18 protein-coding genes, 1 tRNA gene and 1 pseudogene are annotated in these 20,902 nt (G+C 64.4%); 8 read left to right on the top strand and 12 right to left on the bottom strand.

Annotated elements, in window-relative coordinates:
• Window positions 1-19: 19 nt before the first annotated feature.
• The 10 genes from NTV05_10370 to hypF all read right to left on the bottom strand — a co-directional run bounded on the left by NTV05_10370 (window position 20) and on the right by hypF (window position 10,911).
• Window positions 20-679 carry a response regulator transcription factor gene (locus tag NTV05_10370; GenBank protein MCX6544802.1) on the bottom strand — a complete coding sequence of 220 codons (660 nt, stop codon included), beginning with the start codon at window positions 677-679 and terminating at the stop codon, window positions 20-22.
• The gene (locus NTV05_10375; GenBank protein ID MCX6544803.1) at window positions 672-2,534 is read right to left on the bottom strand and encodes a HAMP domain-containing protein; all 1,863 of its coding nucleotides are present in this window, start codon (window positions 2,532-2,534) and stop codon (window positions 672-674) included. The genes NTV05_10370 and NTV05_10375 overlap by 8 nt, the downstream gene beginning before the upstream one ends.
• Window positions 2,534-3,121, bottom strand: a complete 588-nt coding sequence (locus NTV05_10380; GenBank protein ID MCX6544804.1) for a hypothetical protein — start codon at window positions 3,119-3,121, stop codon at window positions 2,534-2,536. The genes NTV05_10375 and NTV05_10380 overlap by 1 nt, the downstream gene beginning before the upstream one ends.
• A gap of 12 nt (window positions 3,122-3,133) precedes the next feature.
• The gene (locus tag NTV05_10385; protein ID MCX6544805.1) at window positions 3,134-4,111 is read right to left on the bottom strand and encodes a M48 family metalloprotease; all 978 of its coding nucleotides are present in this window, start codon (window positions 4,109-4,111) and stop codon (window positions 3,134-3,136) included.
• A 4-nt stretch (window positions 4,112-4,115) separates the two neighbouring features.
• Window positions 4,116-4,802 (bottom strand): cytochrome b/b6 domain-containing protein, encoded by a 687-nt coding sequence (locus tag NTV05_10390; protein MCX6544806.1) that lies wholly within the window; start codon window positions 4,800-4,802, stop codon window positions 4,116-4,118.
• Window positions 4,799-5,836: a cytochrome C gene (locus tag NTV05_10395; protein MCX6544807.1), complete on the bottom strand. Its 1,038-nt coding sequence runs from the start codon at window positions 5,834-5,836 to the stop codon at window positions 4,799-4,801. The genes NTV05_10390 and NTV05_10395 overlap by 4 nt, the downstream gene beginning before the upstream one ends.
• A 312-nt stretch (window positions 5,837-6,148) precedes the next feature.
• Window positions 6,149-7,186 carry a hydrogenase expression/formation protein HypE gene (gene hypE, locus NTV05_10400; protein ID MCX6544808.1) on the bottom strand — a complete coding sequence of 346 codons (1,038 nt, stop codon included), beginning with the start codon at window positions 7,184-7,186 and terminating at the stop codon, window positions 6,149-6,151.
• Window positions 7,183-8,328 carry a hydrogenase formation protein HypD gene (gene hypD / locus NTV05_10405; GenBank protein ID MCX6544809.1) on the bottom strand — a complete coding sequence of 382 codons (1,146 nt, stop codon included), beginning with the start codon at window positions 8,326-8,328 and terminating at the stop codon, window positions 7,183-7,185. Before hypD ends, hypE begins: the two co-directional genes overlap by 4 nt.
• Complete coding sequence (locus NTV05_10410) at window positions 8,315-8,611, bottom strand: HypC/HybG/HupF family hydrogenase formation chaperone (protein MCX6544810.1); 297 nt, start codon at window positions 8,609-8,611, stop codon at window positions 8,315-8,317. The genes hypD and NTV05_10410 overlap by 14 nt, the downstream gene beginning before the upstream one ends.
• Window positions 8,602-10,911: a carbamoyltransferase HypF gene (gene hypF, locus NTV05_10415; protein MCX6544811.1), complete on the bottom strand. Its 2,310-nt coding sequence runs from the start codon at window positions 10,909-10,911 to the stop codon at window positions 8,602-8,604. The genes NTV05_10410 and hypF overlap by 10 nt, the downstream gene beginning before the upstream one ends.
• Before the next feature lie 107 nt (window positions 10,912-11,018).
• On the opposite strand from hypF, the gene NTV05_10420 reads away from it, so the two are divergent.
• The gene (locus tag NTV05_10420; protein MCX6544812.1) at window positions 11,019-12,089 is read left to right on the top strand and encodes a DUF3810 family protein; all 1,071 of its coding nucleotides are present in this window, start codon (window positions 11,019-11,021) and stop codon (window positions 12,087-12,089) included.
• Window positions 12,090-12,096: 7 nt separating this feature from the next.
• Here the strand turns inward: NTV05_10420 and moaA are convergent, their stop codons facing one another.
• Both moaA and amrS read right to left on the bottom strand, forming a co-directional pair.
• Window positions 12,097-13,119: a GTP 3',8-cyclase MoaA gene (gene moaA, locus NTV05_10425; GenBank protein MCX6544813.1), complete on the bottom strand. Its 1,023-nt coding sequence runs from the start codon at window positions 13,117-13,119 to the stop codon at window positions 12,097-12,099.
• Between the two features lie 53 nt (window positions 13,120-13,172).
• Entirely contained in the window at window positions 13,173-14,246 is a 1,074-nt protein-coding gene (gene amrS / locus NTV05_10430) for an AmmeMemoRadiSam system radical SAM enzyme (GenBank protein MCX6544814.1), read from the bottom strand.
• Between the two features lie 92 nt (window positions 14,247-14,338).
• Between amrS and NTV05_10435 the strand changes: the two genes are divergently transcribed.
• The 7 genes and pseudogenes from NTV05_10435 to NTV05_10465 all read left to right on the top strand — a co-directional run bounded on the left by NTV05_10435 (window position 14,339) and on the right by NTV05_10465 (window position 20,659).
• Window positions 14,339-15,472: a heparan-alpha-glucosaminide N-acetyltransferase domain-containing protein gene (locus NTV05_10435; protein ID MCX6544815.1), complete on the top strand. Its 1,134-nt coding sequence runs from the start codon at window positions 14,339-14,341 to the stop codon at window positions 15,470-15,472.
• A 4-nt stretch (window positions 15,473-15,476) separates the two neighbouring features.
• Window positions 15,477-16,700, top strand: coding sequence for an MFS transporter (locus NTV05_10440; protein MCX6544816.1), 1,224 nt, complete (start codon window positions 15,477-15,479; stop codon window positions 16,698-16,700).
• A gap of 13 nt (window positions 16,701-16,713) precedes the next feature.
• A pseudogene (gene surE / locus NTV05_10445) lies at window positions 16,714-17,436 on the top strand (5'/3'-nucleotidase SurE).
• Between the two features lie 160 nt (window positions 17,437-17,596).
• Window positions 17,597-17,673: transfer RNA gene (locus tag NTV05_10450), tRNA-Pro, on the top strand.
• Between the two features lie 126 nt (window positions 17,674-17,799).
• Window positions 17,800-18,267 (top strand): hypothetical protein, encoded by a 468-nt coding sequence (locus NTV05_10455; GenBank protein MCX6544817.1) that lies wholly within the window; start codon window positions 17,800-17,802, stop codon window positions 18,265-18,267.
• Between the two features lie 548 nt (window positions 18,268-18,815).
• Window positions 18,816-19,400: a PEP-CTERM sorting domain-containing protein gene (locus NTV05_10460; protein ID MCX6544818.1), complete on the top strand. Its 585-nt coding sequence runs from the start codon at window positions 18,816-18,818 to the stop codon at window positions 19,398-19,400.
• Between the two features lie 599 nt (window positions 19,401-19,999).
• Complete coding sequence (locus NTV05_10465; GenBank protein ID MCX6544819.1) at window positions 20,000-20,659, top strand: hypothetical protein; 660 nt, start codon at window positions 20,000-20,002, stop codon at window positions 20,657-20,659.
• Window positions 20,660-20,902: the final 243 nt, after the last annotated feature.

Raw genomic sequence — 20,902 nt, forward strand, 5'->3', positions numbered from 1 at the left:
ACGACCAGGCGCGGTCGCTCTAGTCTTCGACGCGAATGATGTCCTGTTTGAGGGCGAACCGAATCAGTTCCGTGCGGCTGTGGAGTGCCAGTTTCTCCATCACGCGCTCGCGATGAGACATCGCGGTCTTGATGCTGATGCCCAGCAGGTCGGCGACCTCCTTGTTGCTATGGCCTTCGGCGACCAGCTTCAGGACCTGCTTCTCACGGTCGGTGAGTGATTCGTAGGGGTCGGCATCCCCGCCCCCGGGTCCGAGGCCGTCGCGTTCCTTCATCGCCTCACGGGCGACGTCCGGGTCGAACACGAGGCCGCCCCGGTGGACGGCGCGGATTGCGGCGGTCAGATCCGATCCGGCGGACTTCTTGAGGACGTACCCGGACACGCCGGCCTTGAGGAAGCGGCGGATGTACTCACGGTCTTCGTACTGGGACAGCACGAGAATGCGCGCGTTCGGACAGATCTTCCTGATTTCAATCGTGGCTTCGAGGCCGCCCAGGCCCGGCATCGCGATGTCCATCAGGCATACGTCTGGATTGAGGGCCAGAGCCTTGGCGATCGCTTCGCGGCCGTCGGCCGCTTCGCCCACGACCTCCATGTCGTCGGCGAGATTGAGCAACGCCTTCACGCCCTCCCGGACGATCGCGTGGTCATCGGCAATCAGAACGCGAATCTTAGACACGAGCCACCTCCGGTGGCACCTGTACGGACACGACGAGGCGAGTTCCCTGGCCCGGTGCCGTGTCGATCAGGACCTTGCCGCCGATCGCCTCGACGCGCTCGGTGATGCCGAGCAGGCCCCATCCATGCCCGTCTTCGGCGGGCCGGCTGATGGCTGCTCGATCGAATCCCTCACCATCATCCTCGATTTCAATCGTGAGCACATCACCCCTGATGCCGCACTGGATCAACACCTGTTCCGCCTGCGCGTGCCTGGCGATGTTGCTGATCGCCTCCTGGACGACCCGGAACAGTGCCGTCTCCATCAGCGGCGGCAGGCGGCGCTCGACGTCGTTGAACTCGCAGCGGACCGCGACGCCGAGGGTGTTCAGGTGGCGGTCGGCGTACCAGGCGATGGCGGACCACAGCCCGAGATCGTCGAGCACCGACGGACGCAAGTCATAGATCAGGCGATGGAGTTCGTCGAGCGTGCGGACCGCGAGCGCGCGCGCTTCGATGAGCGGCCCGCTGTCCACGCCCGGCGGCAGTCGGGCGACGGCCGTCTCGAGGCGCATCGCGAGGACGCTGACGGTCTGACAGGTTTCGTCGTGCAATTCACGGGCGAGGCGCTTGCGTTCGTCCTCCTGCGCGGTGATGACCTGGCGAAGCAGCCGGCCGCGCGCTTCCTCGCGCTCTGCCAGTTGCCGGTACAGCACCTCGCGTTCACGCGTGCGTTCTTCCACCCGGGCTTCGAGCGTCGCATTCGACTGTTCGATGGCGTCCATCGACGCCTTGAGCGCCGCCCGCATGTGCTCGAGAGACCGTCCGAGGCGGCCGACTTCATCCTCACCGAGCGGGGGAATCGCCAGATCCAGATCACCCGACGCAATGCGTTCGGCGGCACGACGGAGCACGCCGATCGGGCGCAGCACGCTTTGCGCGACCCCGTCGGCAAAGAGCAGCCCGAGGACGACCAGCAACGGCACCCAGAAGAACAGGGAACGGCGCAGGCGGTTCGCATCGGCGAGCGTGGCGGTCTCCGGTTCCCGCAGGCTCAGCGCCCAGTGCATCTGGCGGATCGGCACGATGGCGGTCACCTGTTCGACGCCGACCTTGCTGCGATCGTGACAGGAGGTACACGTCCCGCGGATGTTCGTGCCCGATCGAAGCAGTGACGCGATGAGCTGAGGATGTTCATCCCGCCGGCCTCGCCGTTGCGCGTCGGAACTGGCGACAACGATGCCAAGCGCGTCGACCAGATCGATCGCGCCGCCCTCCGCGACGGGCTGCTCACGCAGCAGACCGATCATGCGCGGGCTGGCCGGATCGATTTCTCCGCCGGCCACGCCAATCGGCACGCCCCGCCAGTCCTTGATGGGCACAAACAGATAGACCCGATCGCCGGTCGGTGTGCGGGCAACGGCAGACGCCGACGGCCGTTCGGCCTTCAGTGCGTCGCGGCTGGCTGGAATCACCGCCTCGGCCCCGGGCTGCGGCGGCGGGTCCTGCTTCAGCACGAGCCCATCGGCATTGGTGACAAACGCCCGATCGATCAGTTCGCCTTGCAAGTACGCGTTGCGCAAGGCCTCATCGCGGGGCGAAAGCGCGGCAACGGTCCGTCCGGTCGCGGCGTCAGGCGCGGCGGCCACCTCCTGGAGGCGCCGCCATTCGCGCTGGAGTACGCTTTCGACGTGGCGGGCGGCGACAGCGGCGTCCGATTCGCGTTCGACGACGATGCGATCGGTCAGCGCCGCCAGGCTGTGCCAGGCGATCCAACCGGGCACCACCGTCGACGCGAACAGCCCAAGCCCGACCAGCAGGGCCACGCGCCCCTGCAGGCCGCGCATCTGCCATCGGGAAGAAGTCGCCTTGGTCATCAGCGTCCGCGCTCATCCATGCTATTCGCGATCAGCATGATCTCGTCGAGAGTACCACGGTACCGCGCGAGCAGAGCCACGCCCGACGCCTGCCAGGTCAGCTGGTACCACATGACGCCGTCGCGATCGCGCAGCCGGTCGACCCTCGCCGGAACTCCCCGGACCACAGTGTTCTCGGTCTGGAGTGAGGAAGCGGGCGGCAGGATCTCGGGGGCGATGCCTCGGGCATCCACCGCCAACCCCACAATCAGCCAGGTGTCGCCACGCTGCCGGTGCCGGAACGACATCGACGCCGACGTGCCTTCGAAGATCAGGAGGTCATGCGGGGGCCACATCAACGTGTCGGGAAAGTAGGCCGGAATGGGCAGTTTGTGCGACAGTTGGCGTTCGAGCGCGACAACCGAGTCCACGCGCCGTACGCCCCGGTCTACGCCCGCGGCCATTCCCGGCAGTTGGTCAAGGACGCGGAGCCCGAACGCGGCGGCGGCCAGCAGTGCGGCGAGTTCCAGCGTGGCCCGAAGGGCAGCGATCCAGCCGGGCAGACGCCTTGCGGAGGTGCTGGTCCCCGGGGCGGAGGGGGTAGTCATATCGTCGTTTCGCTACACAACGAAGAAGAGCAGGGTGCATAGACCGGCGGCGACCAGGCCGAAGCGAAGCGGGCCGAGACCGGTTCGACTGGGTTCAGGTTGGGTAAACACGCGCTCGCACCTGTTTCCGACGGCGACCAGTTCCGCGCGGACACGCAGACGGCGAGAAAAGTCTCCCCTGGCATGCGGCGGTACCAGATCGGTCTCACTGTCGCCGGTGTCGGCCAGCGCCGCAATCGCCCCGGCTAATGCCGCGGAGTGACCAAGCCGAGCGACGGTCACGTCGGCGCGGTACTCGAGTTCCTGCACGATTTGCCGCGAGACCACCTGCGCGGCCGGACTGAACCACGCCACGGTGCGCACGACCATGAGCAGCCAGCCCATGAGGGGATCGCGGCGCGCGGCGTGCGCCATCTCGTGCGCGAGGGCGGCGCGCAATTGATCGTCGCTCAGACGGCTGAGCGTGCCGGTCGAGATCACGAGGGTGAGACGAGCGACGCCTGAACACAGGAGAACTGGCACGGGACGATCGAGGAGCAGGATCGTCATTTCGGGGGCGCCGAGGGCCGGTTGAAGGTCGTTGAGCAGGCTCCGGACCTTGACGATGTCGGGGTGGTCTGTGACTGAGTCGCGCTCTCCCACGCCGCGAACGCGGTCGTCGAGAAACGGGAGGGCGTCGCGCAAGTAGAGCAGCAGTCCCAGAATCAGCAGCGTCACGGTCGCAAGAGACGCTGTTCCGACCGGGCCCAACCTCAGCTGATTCCAGTGCTCACCGGCGAACAGGGCTCGAGCCGATCCAAACCACTCTGTGGACCGGACGGGCGCGAAGATGTGGAACGCGGCGGGAAGAATGATGGGCGCAACCAGAGCCAGCCACCGCAGGGCCAGACGTTCGCCCGGATCCTGCATCCGCCAGATCCGAAGCAGCGCCTCGACCAGGAGGGCGGCAATGCAACCGTGCAGGATGACCAGGCCCGCTGTGTCCAGCAACAGGCTATGACTCCTCGATGTCCTGGACCTGCTTGAGCCGCTCCAACTCGAGCGGGTGCTCGTCGTGCATGCGCTCCAGGCTGATCTTGCCGGTGAAGATCGTCTTGTCGAACGGAAACACGTCCGGATTGAGATGCGCGTTGTAGATATGCCAGAGGATGACGACCAGAAACGCCATCAGGCCTTCGTTGCTGTGCGCCACCTTGGCCGCCGGAATCAATTCTCCCGGAAAGAAACGGGTGAACAGGATTGGGAAATACAGGATCAGGCCGGTGGAGATGACGACCACCGCGCCGAGGACGAGTCCCCAATACTCGAACTTCTGGCGATAATCGAAGCGATCAAACTGCGCGGGCTGATCGATGCGGCCCAGGTAATACCGCATCATCTGGATCGCATCGTCAAAATCCTTGCGATTGGGCACGATCGACAGCGGCGACCGTCCCGCCGCGACCGATCCGATCGCGAACATGACATGCCAGACCGTCAGCGTCGCGAACGACAGGCCCGCGATCCGGTGGAACCAGCGGAGATGATCGATGCCGCCCGTCAGGTCGATGAACCAGCGTGCCCACGCGGCGTCGAAGTACTTCTGGGGCAATCCCGTCACCGACAAGACGATGAAGAGCGACATCACCAGCGCATGTTCGACGCGCTGGCGGAAGGTGAAGCGTGTGAAATACGTGCTCATCGGTTGACAACCACTCGCCAGAAATGCAGTAGCATCTGCAGGACCAGGCCGCTGATCATGAAGGGTATCAGGATGTTGTAGAAGAGCTGCACGCCGTAGACCAGCGGCGCCTTCTTCCAGCTCGGTTCGTAATGCGACATCCAGGCGCCCGGAAAGTTCTCGGTTGCGCCGGCGTGGCAGCGGGCGCAGGTCTCGACCAGGTTGGCCCGCAATACCCGTGAGCCCGGCTCGTTGACCTTCGCGATGTCGTGCACGCCGTGGCAGTCGGTGCAGAGCGCGACGACGCTGACCTCGCGGCCGGTGTCAGTTTCGTGAAGCGTCGCCGTCATGCCGTGAAAGTCTGCCACGTAGGTCTGGGCGACCGCCGTGGACAATCCGTACTTCGCCATCAGGCGCTTGTTCTCGTGGCATCCGCGGCAGAGTTCCGGAGTGCGGCGCTGCCAGTTCACGTCCTTGGGACCGGCGACATCGTGGGAACGATGGCAGTCGGTGCACCCAGGCACGTCGTCGCTCTTCTCGAGGAAGCGCCCGTGAACGCTCTTGTTGTACACCGTGAACACGCCCTCGTGGCATTTCGCGCACGTGCGCGATATCTGCGACTTGGGTTTCTGGGGCGACTTGACGTCGTGCGCACCGTGACAGTCGACACAGAGAGGAGCCGTGCGATCGCCGCGCGCGAGCGCTTGGTAGTGCACGCTGTCGAGCGTCTTGGTGTAGTTATCGAAGTGGCAGCGCTTGCACTGTTCGTAGTACGCGACCGTGAACTCCCGCAACGTCTTGAAGGGACGCGCCTCGTGGGGCACGGCGGTCATGTCCTGGTGGCAGTCGGCACAGCCAATCTTGTTGCCATGCACGGACGCCCGGAACATCGCCACATCGACGTACAGCGACCGGATCTCCCCGCTCGGAAGCGTGACAGCCATGCTCCGATCGCCGTGGCAGGCCAGGCACGTCTCCACATCGGCGGCCTTGCCTGTTGCGGCCTGGCCGGGCTGCAACGACAGAGTCAGAAGAAGAAACAACGTTGATAACATGAACGACCCGCGATGAACTGACCATGAATCGAGCGTACCCAACTCATCCACAGCAAGTCGATTGCCAGATTTGAGAATCACTCAAAGTCCTTAGAATATCTGCGGTTGACCACGACGAGCGAGTTGGGAGAAGCAGCAGTGCCGACAATCCGGCAGGCTGCCAGCAGAGGCGGGCCGGTCAATCTCCGGGGCCCTGACGGAATCGAGCCTGCCGTTGCTCGAAAGACGCGGCCAAGCCTTCCGCGAAAGATGACGGCGACGCGGTCGTGGCGGTCCACGCTGATGTGCGTCATGGAATCTCCCCGGCGGCGCTCAACAGATGCGCGGTAACAGCTCGCCTTCGGGCTCAGCCAGCATGCGCCTGCCAAACCCCGTATCGAGAATGACTGCACCGACGTGCTGCTCGATGCAGCGCCCCACAATGGCGGCGTCGACACCAAGGGGGTGACGCCGAATTGCCGCCAGCACCCGGCCGGCTGCGTCGGCGCGGACGCCAACGAGCGCCTTGCCTTCGTTGGCCACGACGAGCGGATCGATGCCGAGCAGATCGCACGCGGCCCGGACCTGATTGCGCACCGGCACCTTCATTTCCTCCACGATGATGCCGACGCCGCTCCTTTCGGCCATCTCGTGAAGCGCGCTCGAGACGCCTCCGCGAGTGGGGTCCTTCATCGCCACGACGTCGAGGCCACCCGCGTCGAGCGCCGTGCGAATCAGGCCGTTAATGGGCGCGACATCGGAGCGAAGATCGCCCTCCAATGCCAGTTTGTGTCTGGCAGCCATGATCGCCATCCCATGATCGCCAATCGTGCCGGTCAGAATCAGCAGATCGCCAACTGTGAGGCCGGCGTCCGGCACGATACGATCACAGAACGCCACGCCGGCCGTGTTCAGCACGAGTCCGTCAAGCTCTCCCCGTCCCATCACCTTGGTGTCGCCAGTGACGATGGTCGCACCGGCCTCCCGGCACGCATCGCGAATCGAGACGTAGATACGCTCGAGATCGACCCGTGCGAACCCCTCCTCCATGATCACCGCGCAGGTCAGCGCCAGCGGGTCGGTTGCGCCCATCATCGCGAGGTCGTTGACCGTGCCCGAGACCGCCAGCCGGCCGATGTCACCTCCCGGAAACACAATGGGGTGCACCACGTGCGAGTCGGTCGTGATGACCAGCCACTTGTCGCCCACACGCAGCGCCGCGCCGTCATCCATCGCCGCCAGGCCGATGCCGTCAACCGGCGCGGAGCCGATGCCGGCAAGGCACACGCGCTCGATCAGGGCCCGCATGGCGCGTCCGCCCGCGCCGTACTTGAGGCCGATCTTGTCGTCGATGAGCCCGTGCCGGATCACGCGTCGCCTCCCAGATCGGGATGGCCGCCGTACTCGTGCCAGATCTTGCACGCGCCTTCACTGCTGACCATGCACGCGCCAACAGGCTTCTCCGGCGTGCACTCCTGGCCGAACAGCTTGCAGTCGGTCGGGGACGACAGGCCCGCCATGATGTCGCCGCAGATACACGACTGCGCAAGCGCCGCGGGCGCATGATCCCAGAGCGACGCCAGATCGATGGTGAACCGCCGCCGTGCATCGATCGACCGAAACTCGTCACGCAGGCGGAGATTGCCGTTGGGAACGTGTGCGATGCCGCGCCAGCGCCCGCCCGTCGGCCGGAACACCTTCCAGAGCTGTTCCTGCGCCCGAAGATTCCCCGCTCGAGTGACGCAGCGCGGAAACATGTTGACCACCTGTGGTGTGCGATCGCGAATAAGCTCCACGAGCTTGACGAGTCCCGCGAGGATGTCGAGGGGCTCGAAGCCGGCCACCACGACGGGAACGTGGTGCCGGGCGACAAACGGCTCGAAGACCGCCGAGCCGGTAATGGTAGCCGCGTGACCGGCCGCGAGGAATCCTTCCACCTTGGTCTCCGGCACTTCAGCCACAATCTCCATGGCCGGCGGGATGTACTTGTGCGCAGACAGGATCGACAGGTTCGAGGGGAGTCCGCCGAGAACGATCGCCGCGGTTGCCACGGCTGTCGTTTCGAATCCCGTCGCGAAAAACACGACTTGGTCGCTGGTCGACTGCGCCAGCTCGACCACCTGCGCGGCGCTGTAGATCACATGAATCTTCGCGCCATCGGCCTGGGCATCCGCCAGCGACATGGAGGTGCCGGGCACTCTGACCATGTCGCCGTACGTCGCGATGTGGACGCCCTGGCGCGCGAGGACCACGCCTTCGTCCACTTCGGGGGCGTCGGTAATGCAGACCGGGCATCCAGGCCCCATGATGACGTTCAGGCCGCGGGGAAAGGTCGATCGCAGGCCGAACTTCGCGATGGCCTGTTCGTGGCTGCCGCACACGTGCATCACCGACACAGGCGTGCGACCCAGTTCCGCAGTCCGGCGCCCAAGCGCCTCGACCAACGCCCGTGCGCGGGCCGGATCGCGGAACTTCAGTTCGAAGAGGGCCGGGTCGCGGTCAGTCGACGGCACGTCGGTCACCTCTGGCCCCGGCAATCTCGTTGCGCACATCTTCGGCCATCAGATCGTCCTGTTCGGCCTGCGTGATCAACTGCTCGTACAGCGCGAGCGTCTCGGCAATCTCTGATTCGGGAATCCGCCGGATGGCGAAGCCGACGTGGTTCAGGATGTAGTCGCCCGGCGCGACCGGCTCGTCAACGACATCGAGTTGTACCTGGCGGCGCACGCCCCAGAAATCCACCGTGGCCACATTGCCGGCCACTTCAATCACCTTTCCGGGAACGCCTAGGCACATAGTCCCTCCGGCACAACCTGCGACCCCGACTGCACGACGGCATTGGCGACGACGGCTTGTCCGAGCGCAAGGCCGCCGTCGCCAGGTGGGACCGATTCGTGCAGCACCACGCGCACGTTCGGACCAAGTTCGCTGACGATCCCTTCGACGAGCCTGGCGTTCTGGAAGCAGCCTCCGGACAGCACGACGGGGAGCCTTCCGTGCTGACCGATGGCCGCACGAACCAGATCGGCTGTCGCGGCAGCCAGTGTGTTATGGAATCGCGCCGAGATGCTTGCGGGCGCGTGTCCCGCGAGCGTGTCCGAGACGATGACCCGGATCGCCGGACGAAGATCCAGTTCGAACAAGGCATCGCGTTTCGCGATCGCGAACTCGTACTGCGCCCGGTCGGCGGGATCGGCAACCAGATTCCACTCGAGCGCGATTTGCCCTTCATACCGGGATTCCGATCGTCCCAGCACGAGTGCGCCGACGGCGTCGAAATAGCGCCCCACGCCGTGCGCAGGTGTCGTATTCACGCGGCCCGCGATCATCTGCCGGACGAGGGCGATCTCTGAGGAAGGCACATTCCTGAAGACCGGCAATCCCTCAATCGGCGCGTCGCCTCCACACGCATCATCAAGCATCGCGAGGGCCTGGCGCCAGACCTGACGAATGGCGAGGTCGCCGCCAGCGAGGACAATGGGTCTGAATGTCGCCAGACGCTCAAAGCGCGTGTAGTCGGCGAGCAGCACTTCGCCGCCCCACGCGGTCCCGTCGGTTCCGAGGCCCGTGCCGTCAAATGCGACTCCGATGACGGGGCCCTCGATTCCGTGTTCCGCCATCGCGCTGGCGACGTGGGCATGATGGTGTTGAACGGCGATTGTGAGGGGTTGCTCGCGCCCGAGCGCGTACCTGGTCGAGAGATACCCGGGATGAAGGTCGTGGGCCACGACGACGGGTTCCACCGCCAGGAAGTGCTCGAACTTCTCGATGGCCCGCTCGTACGATTCGTAGGTCTCGAGATTGTCCAGATCGCCGATGTGCGGACCGAGGTACGCCGTCTCGCCGATTCCGATGCAGAACGCATTCTTGAGCAGCCCACCGCAGGCGAGCACCGGCTCCGAGAACGGCTCGATCACGGCGATGCCTCTCGGCACGTAGCCGCGCGACCGCCGCAGCACGGTTAGCTTGGCGCCGATCACGCGGACGACGGAATCGTCGCACCGCGTCGCGATGTCCCGATCGTGCAGGAGGAAAGAGTCCGCGACGCTGCCAAGTCGTGTGATCGCCTCGTCATTGTCCGAGACCAGCGGCTCGTCCGCCAGGTTGCCCGATGTCATCACGAGAGGCCGACGCGCGTCTGCCAGCAGCAGGTGGTGCAGGGGCGTGTACGGAAGCATCAGACCCACGCTGGCATGGCCAGGCGCGACGTTGGGCGCGAGCTCGTTGCCTGCGCGCTGCCAGACCAGCACGATGGGCCGTTCAATCGAGGTCAGCACGCGCCGTTCGATGTCGGTGAGGCGCGCCAGCCCGTCGGCCTCGGCGAGTCGGCCGACCATGACGGCGAACGGTTTCTCGTCGCGGCGCTTACGGATCCGCAACCGGGCAACGGCCGCTTCGTTGGTGGCGTCGCAGGCCAGATGAAAGCCGCCAAGTCCCTTGACGGCCACGATCAGACCCTGGCGCAGCAGGTCCGCGGCTGCGCGAATCGGATCGGCCGCGGGCGTCTCGAGACCTGCCAAGTCGGTGAGCCACAGGCGCGGCCCGCACGTGGGACACGCGTTGGGCTGCGCGTGGAACCGCCGATCGGTCGGCGAGTCGTACTCGGCCCGGCAATGTTCGCACATCGCGAACGGGATCATCGTGGTGTGGGGCCGGTCGTAGGGGACACTGGTGGCGATTGTAAGGCGCGGCCCGCAGTTCGTGCAGTTGGTGAAGACGTAGCGATAGCGGCGATTCGCCGGGTCGATCACTTCGGCCAGACATTCCGCACAGGTGGCGAGGTCCGCGGGAATCGAAACGTGCCGATCGGCAGACCTGGCGGATTCGACGATTTCGAAGGTCCCGACGGAACGGGCAGGCACGCGCACGCTGAGCACCGAACGAATCTGCGCCGCGGGTGGGGGAGACCGACGCAAGTCCTCGAGAAAGGCCTCGAGCGCTGCGTCCGTGCCGAACGCCTCAATCGTCACCCCCGCATCATCGTTGCGCACCCATCCGCCGATGCCGTGCGTCGACGCCAGACGGAACACCCACGGGCGGAATCCGACGCCCTGGACGATCCCCGTCACTTCGATGCGACGTCCTTCGTGTGGCATGGCTGGAAGATCCTGCGAACTGCAGCCGTTATATCTGTTCGAGCAGTCGGAGTCCATAGCAGGAGAACCGCCGGGACTGTTCTGGTGCTGTATGCCACAATGTCGAGGTGACCAGATATGTGGCCTGGCGGTTCGGGCTAATAGTCACGGCCGCACTCTTGATAGCCGTGCGGTGGCCGGCCGGTCTGGTCGAGCAGTGGTACGCGCGGTCCGTCTACCCGCCGATGCAGTCGATCGCGACGGGCGCGTCGAATCTGGTGCCGTTTGCGCTGCTGGACGCCTTGATTGTCGCGGGAGTCCTTTGGCTGGTCTGGGGCGTCGCGAGGGTGACTCGCGGCGGACGCGGCCGGCGGTGGCGGGCGCTGGCGCGCGCGGTTCTGAACCTCGGAACAGTCGCCGCGGCGGCGTTCATCGCTTTCTACGGATGCTGGGGACTCAACTACCAGCGAGAGCCGGTCGCGGCGTGGCTGGACTTCGACGAGTCGAGGATCACTCCGGACCGGGCCGGTGCGCTCGGTCGCCAGATTGCCGGGGCCCTGGTGCGGCTGCAGACTGTCGTGCCGCCCTCGGCGGAAGGAGGGGACCGGCAGGAAGAGGCTGGACCGCTGGCGCCGGCGTTTGAGGGGGCCCTGCGGAGCATCGGGCTGCCCGGCGGCACCCGTCCTGGGCGGCCCAAAGTGTCGCTACTGGATCCGTACTTCACCCGGGCCGGCGTGAGCGGGATGACCGATCCCTTCTTTCTTGAAACGCTCGAAGCGACAAACCTCCTGCCCGTCGAACGGCCCGCAGTGATTGCGCACGAATGGGCTCACCTGGCCGGTCTGGCTCGCGAGTCGGAGGCGTCGTTTGTGGGTTGGCTGGCCTGCATTCACGCGGACGAATGGGCGCAGTACAGCGGCTGGCTCGACTTGCTTCTTCGGGTCGGCGGCTCGCTCGATGCGAACCAACGCCGGCAGGTGATGGCCCACGTGCCGGCCCGCGTCATTCGGGACATCGACCTGATGCGCCAGCGCAACGAGCGAGATCAAGTCCGCGTGGTTGGGCTCGTTGCGTGGAGAGCCTACGACTCGTACTTGAAGACGAACAGGGTCGAGAGCGGAATCCGGAACTACGACGAAGTGGTCAGGCTCGTCCTCGGTACTCGGTTCGAGAGCGGCTGGACCCCGGTGCGGCGCTGAAGAAGGATCAGCCGCCCCGCTTGTGCATTTCCAGATGCGGGTCCGCCTTCAGCGTCTCGACAGGCAGATAGACCGAGCGTCCGCGCATCGCCAGCCGCTCTTCGGCGCCGCGATCGGCCCGGCGGATCCACCGCGTGTTCAGTGTCTCAATCAACTCCCGCGGGTTGACGCCGGCGCGCAGGGGTCCTCGCAGGTCGAGTCCCTCGGTGCCATAGAGGCAGGTGTAGAACATCCCGTCGGCTGTGACGCGCGAACGGTCGCAGCTCTGGCAGAACGGCTCCGTCGTCGACGAGATGATGCCGAACACGCGCCCGTCGGGCAGCGCGAATCGATCGGCCGGCGCGGTGCTGGCGGGCTCCTCGATCGGCCGAATCTCACCAACCTGCGTCTTCAACCGATCGAGGATCTCCTGGCGCGAGACGACGAGATTCGAGGCCCAGCGTGTCGCCCCGCCCACATCCATATACTCGATGAAGCGAACCTCGGCGCCGATGCGGGCTCCATAGTCCAGCAGGGGCATCAATTCATCATCATTCACGCCGCGCATCACGACACAATCCAGCTTCAGGCCGCCGAAGAGCCGCGCGGCCGTCTCGATCCCGTTGAGCACCCGGGCATGGGCGTCCTGCCCTGTCAGATCGACGAACCGCTGCGGCTTGAGCGTGTCCAGACTGACGTTCAGCCGGCGCAGTCCGGCGTCTCTGAGCGGGGCGGCGAATTCGGCGAGCAGAATCGCGTTCGTGGTCAGCGAGAGGTCGGCGAGCGCGGGCTTGCGGGCGAGTTGGGAAACCAATTGGGGCAGATCCCGGCGCAGCAGGGGTTCGCCGCCGGTCAGCCGGACCTTGTCGACACCAATTGCGACAAACGCGTCAATCAGCCGGCTGATTTCCTCGAAGTGCAGAAGGTTCTCGCGGGCAAGCCAGGTGTACTCGGCCTCGGGCATGCAGTAGTGACAGCGGAGATTGCAGCGATCGGTCACCGAGAGCCGGAGACTTCTGAGCGACCGTCCAAGGACATCGACAGGAGACATCGCTTCTATTAAATCACTCCCGGAGTGATTAGGGGGCGAAGACAGAACGGTAATCACTCCGGGAGTGATTGGCTCGCGGCTCCCCAGCGACCGGGAATAGTGGTGCCGCAAGACGGACACGCCCCGCCTTTTGAGAGGCGGTTCAGCCGGATCTGGTAGCCCACGCGCTCGACCAGAAGCGTGTGGCATGCGGGACACATCGTGTCTTCCAGATGGCCGACCCGGCCCGGCAGGTTTCCCGCATAGACAAAACGCAGACCTTCCTGCCGGCCGATGGCCGCGGCCTTTGCCAGCATCGCAGAATTCGTGCTGTGCGCATCAGGCATCCGATAGTCCGGGTGAAACGAGGTGACGTGCCACGGAATCTCCGGCGACACGCTCGCGAGGAAGGCAGCCAGCGCGGTGAGTTCCCGATCCGAATCGTTCAGGCCGGGCACGACCAGCGTCACAACTTCGACCCACGTGCCCATCGCATGTAATGCCCGAATCGTCTCAATGACGGGCTGTAAGCGTCCACCGAGTTTCCGGTACGCCCGGTCGTCGAAGCCTTTGAGGTCGACCTTGAATAGATCGATCCACGGTGCCAGGTACGCGAGGACCTGCGGCGTGGCGTGACCGTTTGAGACAAATCCGGTCAGCAGACCGGCCTGGCGAGCCTCGCGAAACACCGCGACGGCCCACTCGGCCGTGATGAGGGGTTCGTTGTACGTGCTGATGACCGCCCTGGCACCCTCCCGGACGGCTGCCCGGACCAGCGCGTCGGGCGTGACGTCGACGATTCGCGATCCCGCTTCGGGATCCCGAAGCACCTGCGACGTCACCCAGTTCTGGCAGTAGGCGCAGTGGAGATCACACCCGAGCATGCCGAAGCTGTAGGCGAGCGCTCCGGGCTCGACATGGAAGAAGGGCTTCTTCTCAATCGGATCGCACTGCGCGCCCGCGACATAACCCCACGGCACCATCAAACGCCCGTGGTCGTTGAAACGCACCTTGCAGACGCCCTGCGCGCCGTCGGGGATCGGACAGGCGTGCCCGCAGGCGAAGCACCGGACCCAGGTGCCGCGTTCGGTCTCGTACAATTCGCCTTCGTGCGTGCGTGCCGCCAGCAGGGCTGAGAGAGCGGGCATGACACTGTTGTATCGCCGGTGCCGCTCAAATGCAATGCGCCCTTTTCTTCGCCGCCCGGAAGCGACATGATGGCGTGCACACGGAGGACACGATGGCGAGCAAGCCGAGCCGAATGGAGTCTCTCGACGCCGTCCGGGGCCTCACAATGGCCGGAATGGTGATTGTGAACAACCCGGGCGACTGGGGACACGTCTACTGGCCACTGGAGCATGCCGAATGGAACGGGTGCACTCCCACCGATCTGATCTTCCCGTTCTTTCTGTTTATTGTCGGCGTCTCGATCACGCTCTCGCGCGGCACGATGGGGAACCCCTGGAAGATCGTCAAACGGTCGATCGTGATCTTCGGCCTGGGCTTCCTGTTGACGTTCTGGCCGCGATTCGACCTGTCGGTCGTCCGGATTCCAGGCGTGCTGGCGCGCATCGCCGTCTGTTACCTGGTCGCGGCCTTCCTGTTTCGGTCGACGGCGCGGCGTGACGACGCCACCGACGCCGGCCGGTTGTCGCACGGCGTCAAGCTTGGCGCGATGGCGGTCGCACTGACCCTCGGCTACTGGCTCGTGATGACGTGGATTCCCGCGCCTGGAGGGGTAGCTGGCGATCTGACGCCGAATGGCAACCTCGGTGCGTGGCTCGATCGGACGCTGCTCGGCGGACACTTGTGGTCACAATCGAAAACGTGGGATCCCGAAGGCATCCTCAGCACGTTCCCGGCGATTGCCACGACGCTGCTCGGGACGGTGGCGGGCCTCTGGCTGGCGTCGGGTGCGCCGAAGAAAGAGAAGGCCATCACCATGGCGCTGGTCGGCGTCATCGCGATGGTCGTGGGTTACCTGTGGGACTGCGCGTTCCCGATCAACAAGGGCCTCTGGACCAGTTCCTACGTGTGGTTCACCGCTGGCGGCGCCGCGCTGCTGCTCGCGGTCAGCTACATGATTATCGACGTCTACGGGTGGCGGCGCTGGGCTCGACCGTTTGTGATTCTGGGGCTCAACGCGATCACGTTGTTTGTACTATCGGGATATCTTGCCAAACAGATGGGACTCATCAAGTTCGCGGGGACCGATGGCAAGGTGACGACCCTCAGCCGCTATGTTTACACCAGCTGGTTCGTTCCCCTGGCCGACCCGTACAACGCCTCGCTGTTGTATGCGTGTGCGAATCTCGTCGTCCTCTTCGGCGTGCTCTACGTGATGCATCGACGCGGTCTTTACCTGAAAGCCTGAACAGGTGCCACACGCCAACGCGTCGTCTGGCCCGGGGCGGCGGCCGAAGTTGCCGCGGCCCGTGTGGCTCGTGTCGTGGACGAGCTTCTTCACCGACACCGCCTCGGAAGCCATCTACCCTCTGATGCCGCTGTACCTGACGCGCGTGCTCGGAGGCACGGCGCTCTCAATCGGCATCATCGAAGGCGCCGCCGAAGCGCTCAACAGCGTGTTGAAGGTCGTCTCGGGACGCATGTCCGACCGCTGGCGCGTGCGAAAACCGCTGATGATTGCGGGCTACGCCGTGTCGTCACTGGTGAGGCCGTTGGTGGCGCTGGCAACGACGTGGCCCCACGTGCTGCTGGTCCGGCTGGCCGATCGCGTCGGCAAAGGCGTACGCGGCGCGCCGCGCGATGCGCTGATCGCGTCGTGGGCTGAACCGGCCACGCGGGGCTACGCGTTTGGCGTCAATCGAGCTATGGATCACGCTGGGGCCGTCGTCGGTCCTCTCCTGGCGACACTGTTTCTGTGGTTCTTCCCCGAACAGTATCGGCTGCTGTTTGCGTTGACGCTCATTCCCGGCCTCATCGCCGTGATGATGCTGTTGCCGGTTCCTGACGTGGCTCCGCCACAGCGGACCGGAACGCTATATCCGGGGCCAACGAAGGGAACGTCGCCACTCGGACGGCCGTTCTATCGCTACGTTGGCGTCCTTCTCGTCTTCAGCCTGGGCAACTCGACCGACGCATTCCTGCTGCTTCGGCTGAACGAGGCCGGCATCGGCGCCACGTGGATCCCGCTGGTCTGGGCGGCGCTGCACGTGGTGAAAGCCGTGGCCTCGCCGATTGGCGGACGACTGTCGGATCGGGTGAGCCGCAAGGCCATTATCACCAGCGGATGGCTGATCTATGCGGGCGTCTACGCTGGATTTGCCGCCGTCTCGTCCCTGCCGGCGCTGGTCGCGGTGTTCTTGACCTACGGTCTTTACTATGGCCTCACCGAGGGCGTTGAGAAGGCCGTGGTTGCGGACCTGGTGCCGGAGAACTCCAGAGGTAACGCCTTCGGCGTCCACGCTGCCGTAGTGGGCATCGGCGCATTGTGCGCCAGCCTGCTCTTCGGCGGCATCTGGAAGCTCGCGGGGGCGCCCACGGCGTTCATGACCGGGGCCGTGCTCGCGGTGGCGTCGGCGCTGCTGCTGGCCGCGATTCCCCTTCCTCGAAGAGGTTTCGTCAGTAACGGCAGGCTATAATCATTCGTTCACCATGAAGAAGATTCTTGTCACCAATGATGACGGAGTGCGTACCGAGGGATTGGCGGCCCTGGCGGCCGCACTCAGGCCCCTCGGTGAGGTTCTTGTCGTCGCACCCGCGAAAGAGGCGAGTGCGGTCGGGCACGCGCTCACGCTGCATCATCCCTTGAGACTCGACCGGATGGGGGAGGGCGTGTACGCCGTCGACGGCACGCCGACTGACTGTGTCAACATCGCCGTCGCCATCATCCTGAAGGGCCTGCCAGACCTCGTCGTCTCCGGCATCAATACGGGGTGGAATCTGGGTGATGATGTGACGTATTCGGGCACCGTGTCGGGGGCACTCGAGGGCGCCTTGCTGGGGATACCAAGTCTCGCTGTGTCCCTCCAGCGCACGCGCGAGCCGTTCGATTTTGCGGCGGCGGCTGCCGCCGCGGCGCATCTTGCTGGCCGTGTCCTTGAGCGCGGGCTTCCGGCTCGCACGTTCCTGAACATCAATGTTCCGCGCAGCGTCACGCGAGGCTTCAAGGTGACCGTGCAGGCCAAGCGGAATCACGTGACTTCGGTTGCTGAGCGAGTCGATCCCAAGCGGCGAGCGTACTACTGGATAGACGTGGCGCTGGATCAGTGGGAACCGCACGACCTCTCGGATTATCAGGCCGTGCGTGATGGGTACATCTCGGTGACGCCGCTCCAGCCGGATCTGACCGCGCACGACGCGCTGAGGGTAGTGGAGCGGCTGATTCGGCCCGCACCAAGGAGGCGGACGAAGGTGAGTGCTGCCGCGGAGTCGACTGCAGGCGCGGCCCCCCGTGACCGCCCAACGCGACGAGCAGGCATGCCCGCGAAGAAGGGCTTGGGGAAGTGGCGATCGGTGCGGTAGACTAGAAGGACGTCGGGGCGTGGCTCAGCCTGGTAGAGCACTCGGTTCGGGACCGAGGGGTCGGTGGTTCGAATCCACTCGCCCCGACCAACTTTCGCTAGCCGTTGTGTAACGAATGTGCAACGGATTCCATGAAGGGCGCCTTTACCGGCGCCTTTCGCCGTTGCCCGCTCAATGATCGCCCCAAGAGATAACCGAGCGGGTCTTGAGTTCACTGTGGACTATGAGGATCATGCGAACGGGCTCGGGCATCTGGTTGTAAACCTGCAGGCGCTTGAGACCGCAATCCGCTCGTACCTGTACGGCAGAGCCGACTCCCCGCACATCGCGTTCGCCGCCGGCCAGAGACTTGATCTTCTCAAGGCCGGCGACGTCGTTTCCGTGGACGCCATGACCGACTACCGCAATTTGGGTCAACTCATCGACCGCTTCAATTCGTTGGTTGGTAAGAGCCATCCGGAACTACGACTAGATTCCTCCGTGGTGTCACTTCGTGACGCCCTGGCTCACGGCCGAGTCTTGACCTCTGACCCATCTGCTGATTTCCTGCTCCTCAAGTTCGCCAAGCCATCCGCGGGCTCGGCGCGCGTCGAATATGCGCAGACAATCAGCGCCGACTGGCTTAGCGCGCAGGTTCACCGCGTGTATGAGGAACTGCAGAAGGTCGTCAAGGCAATGCAATAGAGACGCTGATTGTTGGAGGGTGGGCCTGATCCGACTATGCGGAAATCCGCATAGACGGATCAGGCCCACGAGAGATGACTCGGCTGTCCGCCGCCCGGGACGTCGGGCGACGCGCTCTCTCTTTGGGTGCAAGTTCCTGAGGATATTTGTGAAAGAGAGTTACAAACTCACCCGCCCAGTGAGTTTCTGTCTGACTCCCCGAACTATAGTCTCCCTCGTAGGTGCCTTCCCAGCGTGACGGTGCGGAATCTGGCGCAGATCGTCTCGCGCCACTCGGATCGGAGCTTGCACGCCCAACGGTGGAAGTGCGGGGGAGCGTACCGCCCTAGTGCTCCTTATCTACAACAAGCCAGCTGCCACTAGAGTTGCGCACGAGGCCAGGCGAGTGTCGGCAGTGTCGCGCTTCCAACCGTCGTCAGATTGGGTTGCGGACTTCAGAGCCGAGGCTGTCTCAGCGGCTGGGCGTCGATGGCTCAGGCAGTCCGCAAGTGTGGTTCATGGTTTTCGGGGACGCACTCCGCAAAACCGGCTCAGCTAAGGAGGGACGTGTGAGACACTCGAGGAGTTCGTTGCTTTCAGCGGTTGCGGCCGTCGCATTGGTGCTGCTTTGCCATGCGCCGGTCGCGAGTGCGACGCCGTTCGACTTCAAGTTCACGGACACCATCTCAACCGCGAACACCCCTGGGATTTCGGTTGGGGACACGTTTACGCTGCACCTTTTCCTAGACAATGGCGGCTCCACCCTCATCAATCAGGCGTGGACTGCCTCGGAGGCCCTGGGCTTCACCATCAATGCCGGCTCATATGCGGCCACCTACAGCACGGTGTGGGGAAACTTCGATTTCCAGACTGATGCTAGCGGCAACGTGTGGAGGGCGGCGTTCTATGGAACTGCCGACTCGTCCCAGAACGCCGACAACTTCGGCAGTTGGGTGGGCGACACCGTATACGGCAATGCGATCTTCTGCGACTTCCACGGCCCCGCAAACTACGTCGCTGCCCAGTCGTTCACTGACACACGCGAGTGGACGGCATCTCCAACCGCTCCCGTCCCCGAACCAGCCTCGCTGATTCTGCTCGGCACGGGTCTGGTCGGCGTCGTTCGCGCTGGTCGTCGCCGGATGCGGAAGTAGGCGACCAACATCTACGGTCCCGACTCGAAGCGCCCGGTCACCCGGATGGGGTGGTCGGGCGCTTTTCTGTTCTTCACTGACAGCGGTCCCGAAGCTTGTACCGTAGCTCGTACCGTAGCGAATCCCACACCAAACCACCCCATTTGGCACCACTCAGCACGCTGTCCAATCCCAAAGCGTCAGCAAACACGCATATTCGCTAACGTTTTGGGGTAGCTGGCCCAACTGCAAAACCTCCATTCTCCGGTTCACATCCGAACGGCGCCTCTACAACTCCTGTTTCACCTACTCGCCTCCACTCCGTTTGCGTCTTCCACGAGTTGAAGTGCATTAGCGGGGGCGGTCGGAGTCAGACCAGTAAAGTTCAGTAAAGGAAGTCGTCGCAGGCGCGCTCCTAAGCCCTGACGGGACCGAGATTACGCCCAATAAGCTGGGTCCGCCCTGTTCAAGCGGGGGTCCGGGACCGCTTCGGGACCGAGGGGTCGGTGGTTCGAATCCACTCGCCCCGACCACTTTTCGCCAGTCCGCTTGCAACGAACTTGCAACGGCAGTCAGACGACGGCACCTTCAACGGGTGCCCTCTCGCCGTTCAGCCCATCTTGCTGACCGCCGCCCTTCGCCTGCGCCACAGCTGGCGATTGGAGGCGGCAACGATGGCCGCGCCAGCAACCAACCGATCGGCTCAGTTGTGGTATCTTCCTTCCGATTTGAAGATGGCGTCGATTCAACTGCGCCCGCGCATGCATTCATTCCGGAGGTGGCCATCCATGAAACACCCAGTCGCGCAGATGCTCGGCCTTTCGGCCGTGCTCTTGGTTTGTACTATCCCTGCGGTGGGGCAGCAGTTTGAAGGAGTGCCCGCGAGGTCTGGACAGGCGTCGTTCAAATTCGGCTCGCAGGATCTCACGTTCAAGTTTGTGGAGGGCGGTTTCCAGCAGATGCAGAGCTTCACGATGGCCACACTGATATTCAGGCCCGAGGCCAAACCGAAGGTGAATACTCATTTGAATATCACCCTGATGTACCAGGCTCCGGGAAGACTCGATTTGGAAGGCTCGTTCAGCATGAGCGGCATCGGCGTGTTCTGGGATGGCTCCTATAGCGGCTTCAACAAGGGAAGAAGCAAATGCACCGTCACCCTCACTAAGGTGTCTCCGACCGAGGTGGAAGGGACGGCGGATTGCCCCCTTCTCCATGACGAAACCGGCGAAGTGGGAACACCGCTCACGAATGTGAAGTTCTACGCGACGACCAAGTAGGGACTGCCGAAGGAGACCAGCCGTGGCGAAAGCGAAGAAAGACCCTCGTCGGTCTTGATGGGCCAAGCCCGGCGGCCAGGAGCAGCCTGACAGAGGCCCCGCGATCCGGCAGCGGTCTGTCCAAGCGCGTAAGATGATGGGATGACGACTTCGCTCAAGACCGCTTCGGCATCCGGTTTCTCTTCCCTTGGACTGGCCCCGAAACTGGTGGCGTCAGTCACGGCGCTCGGCTACGAAGAGCCG

The sequence above is a fragment of the Acidobacteriota bacterium genome (assembly GCA_026393755.1).
GTDB lineage: Bacteria > Acidobacteriota > Vicinamibacteria > Vicinamibacterales > JAKQTR01 > JBAXOX01.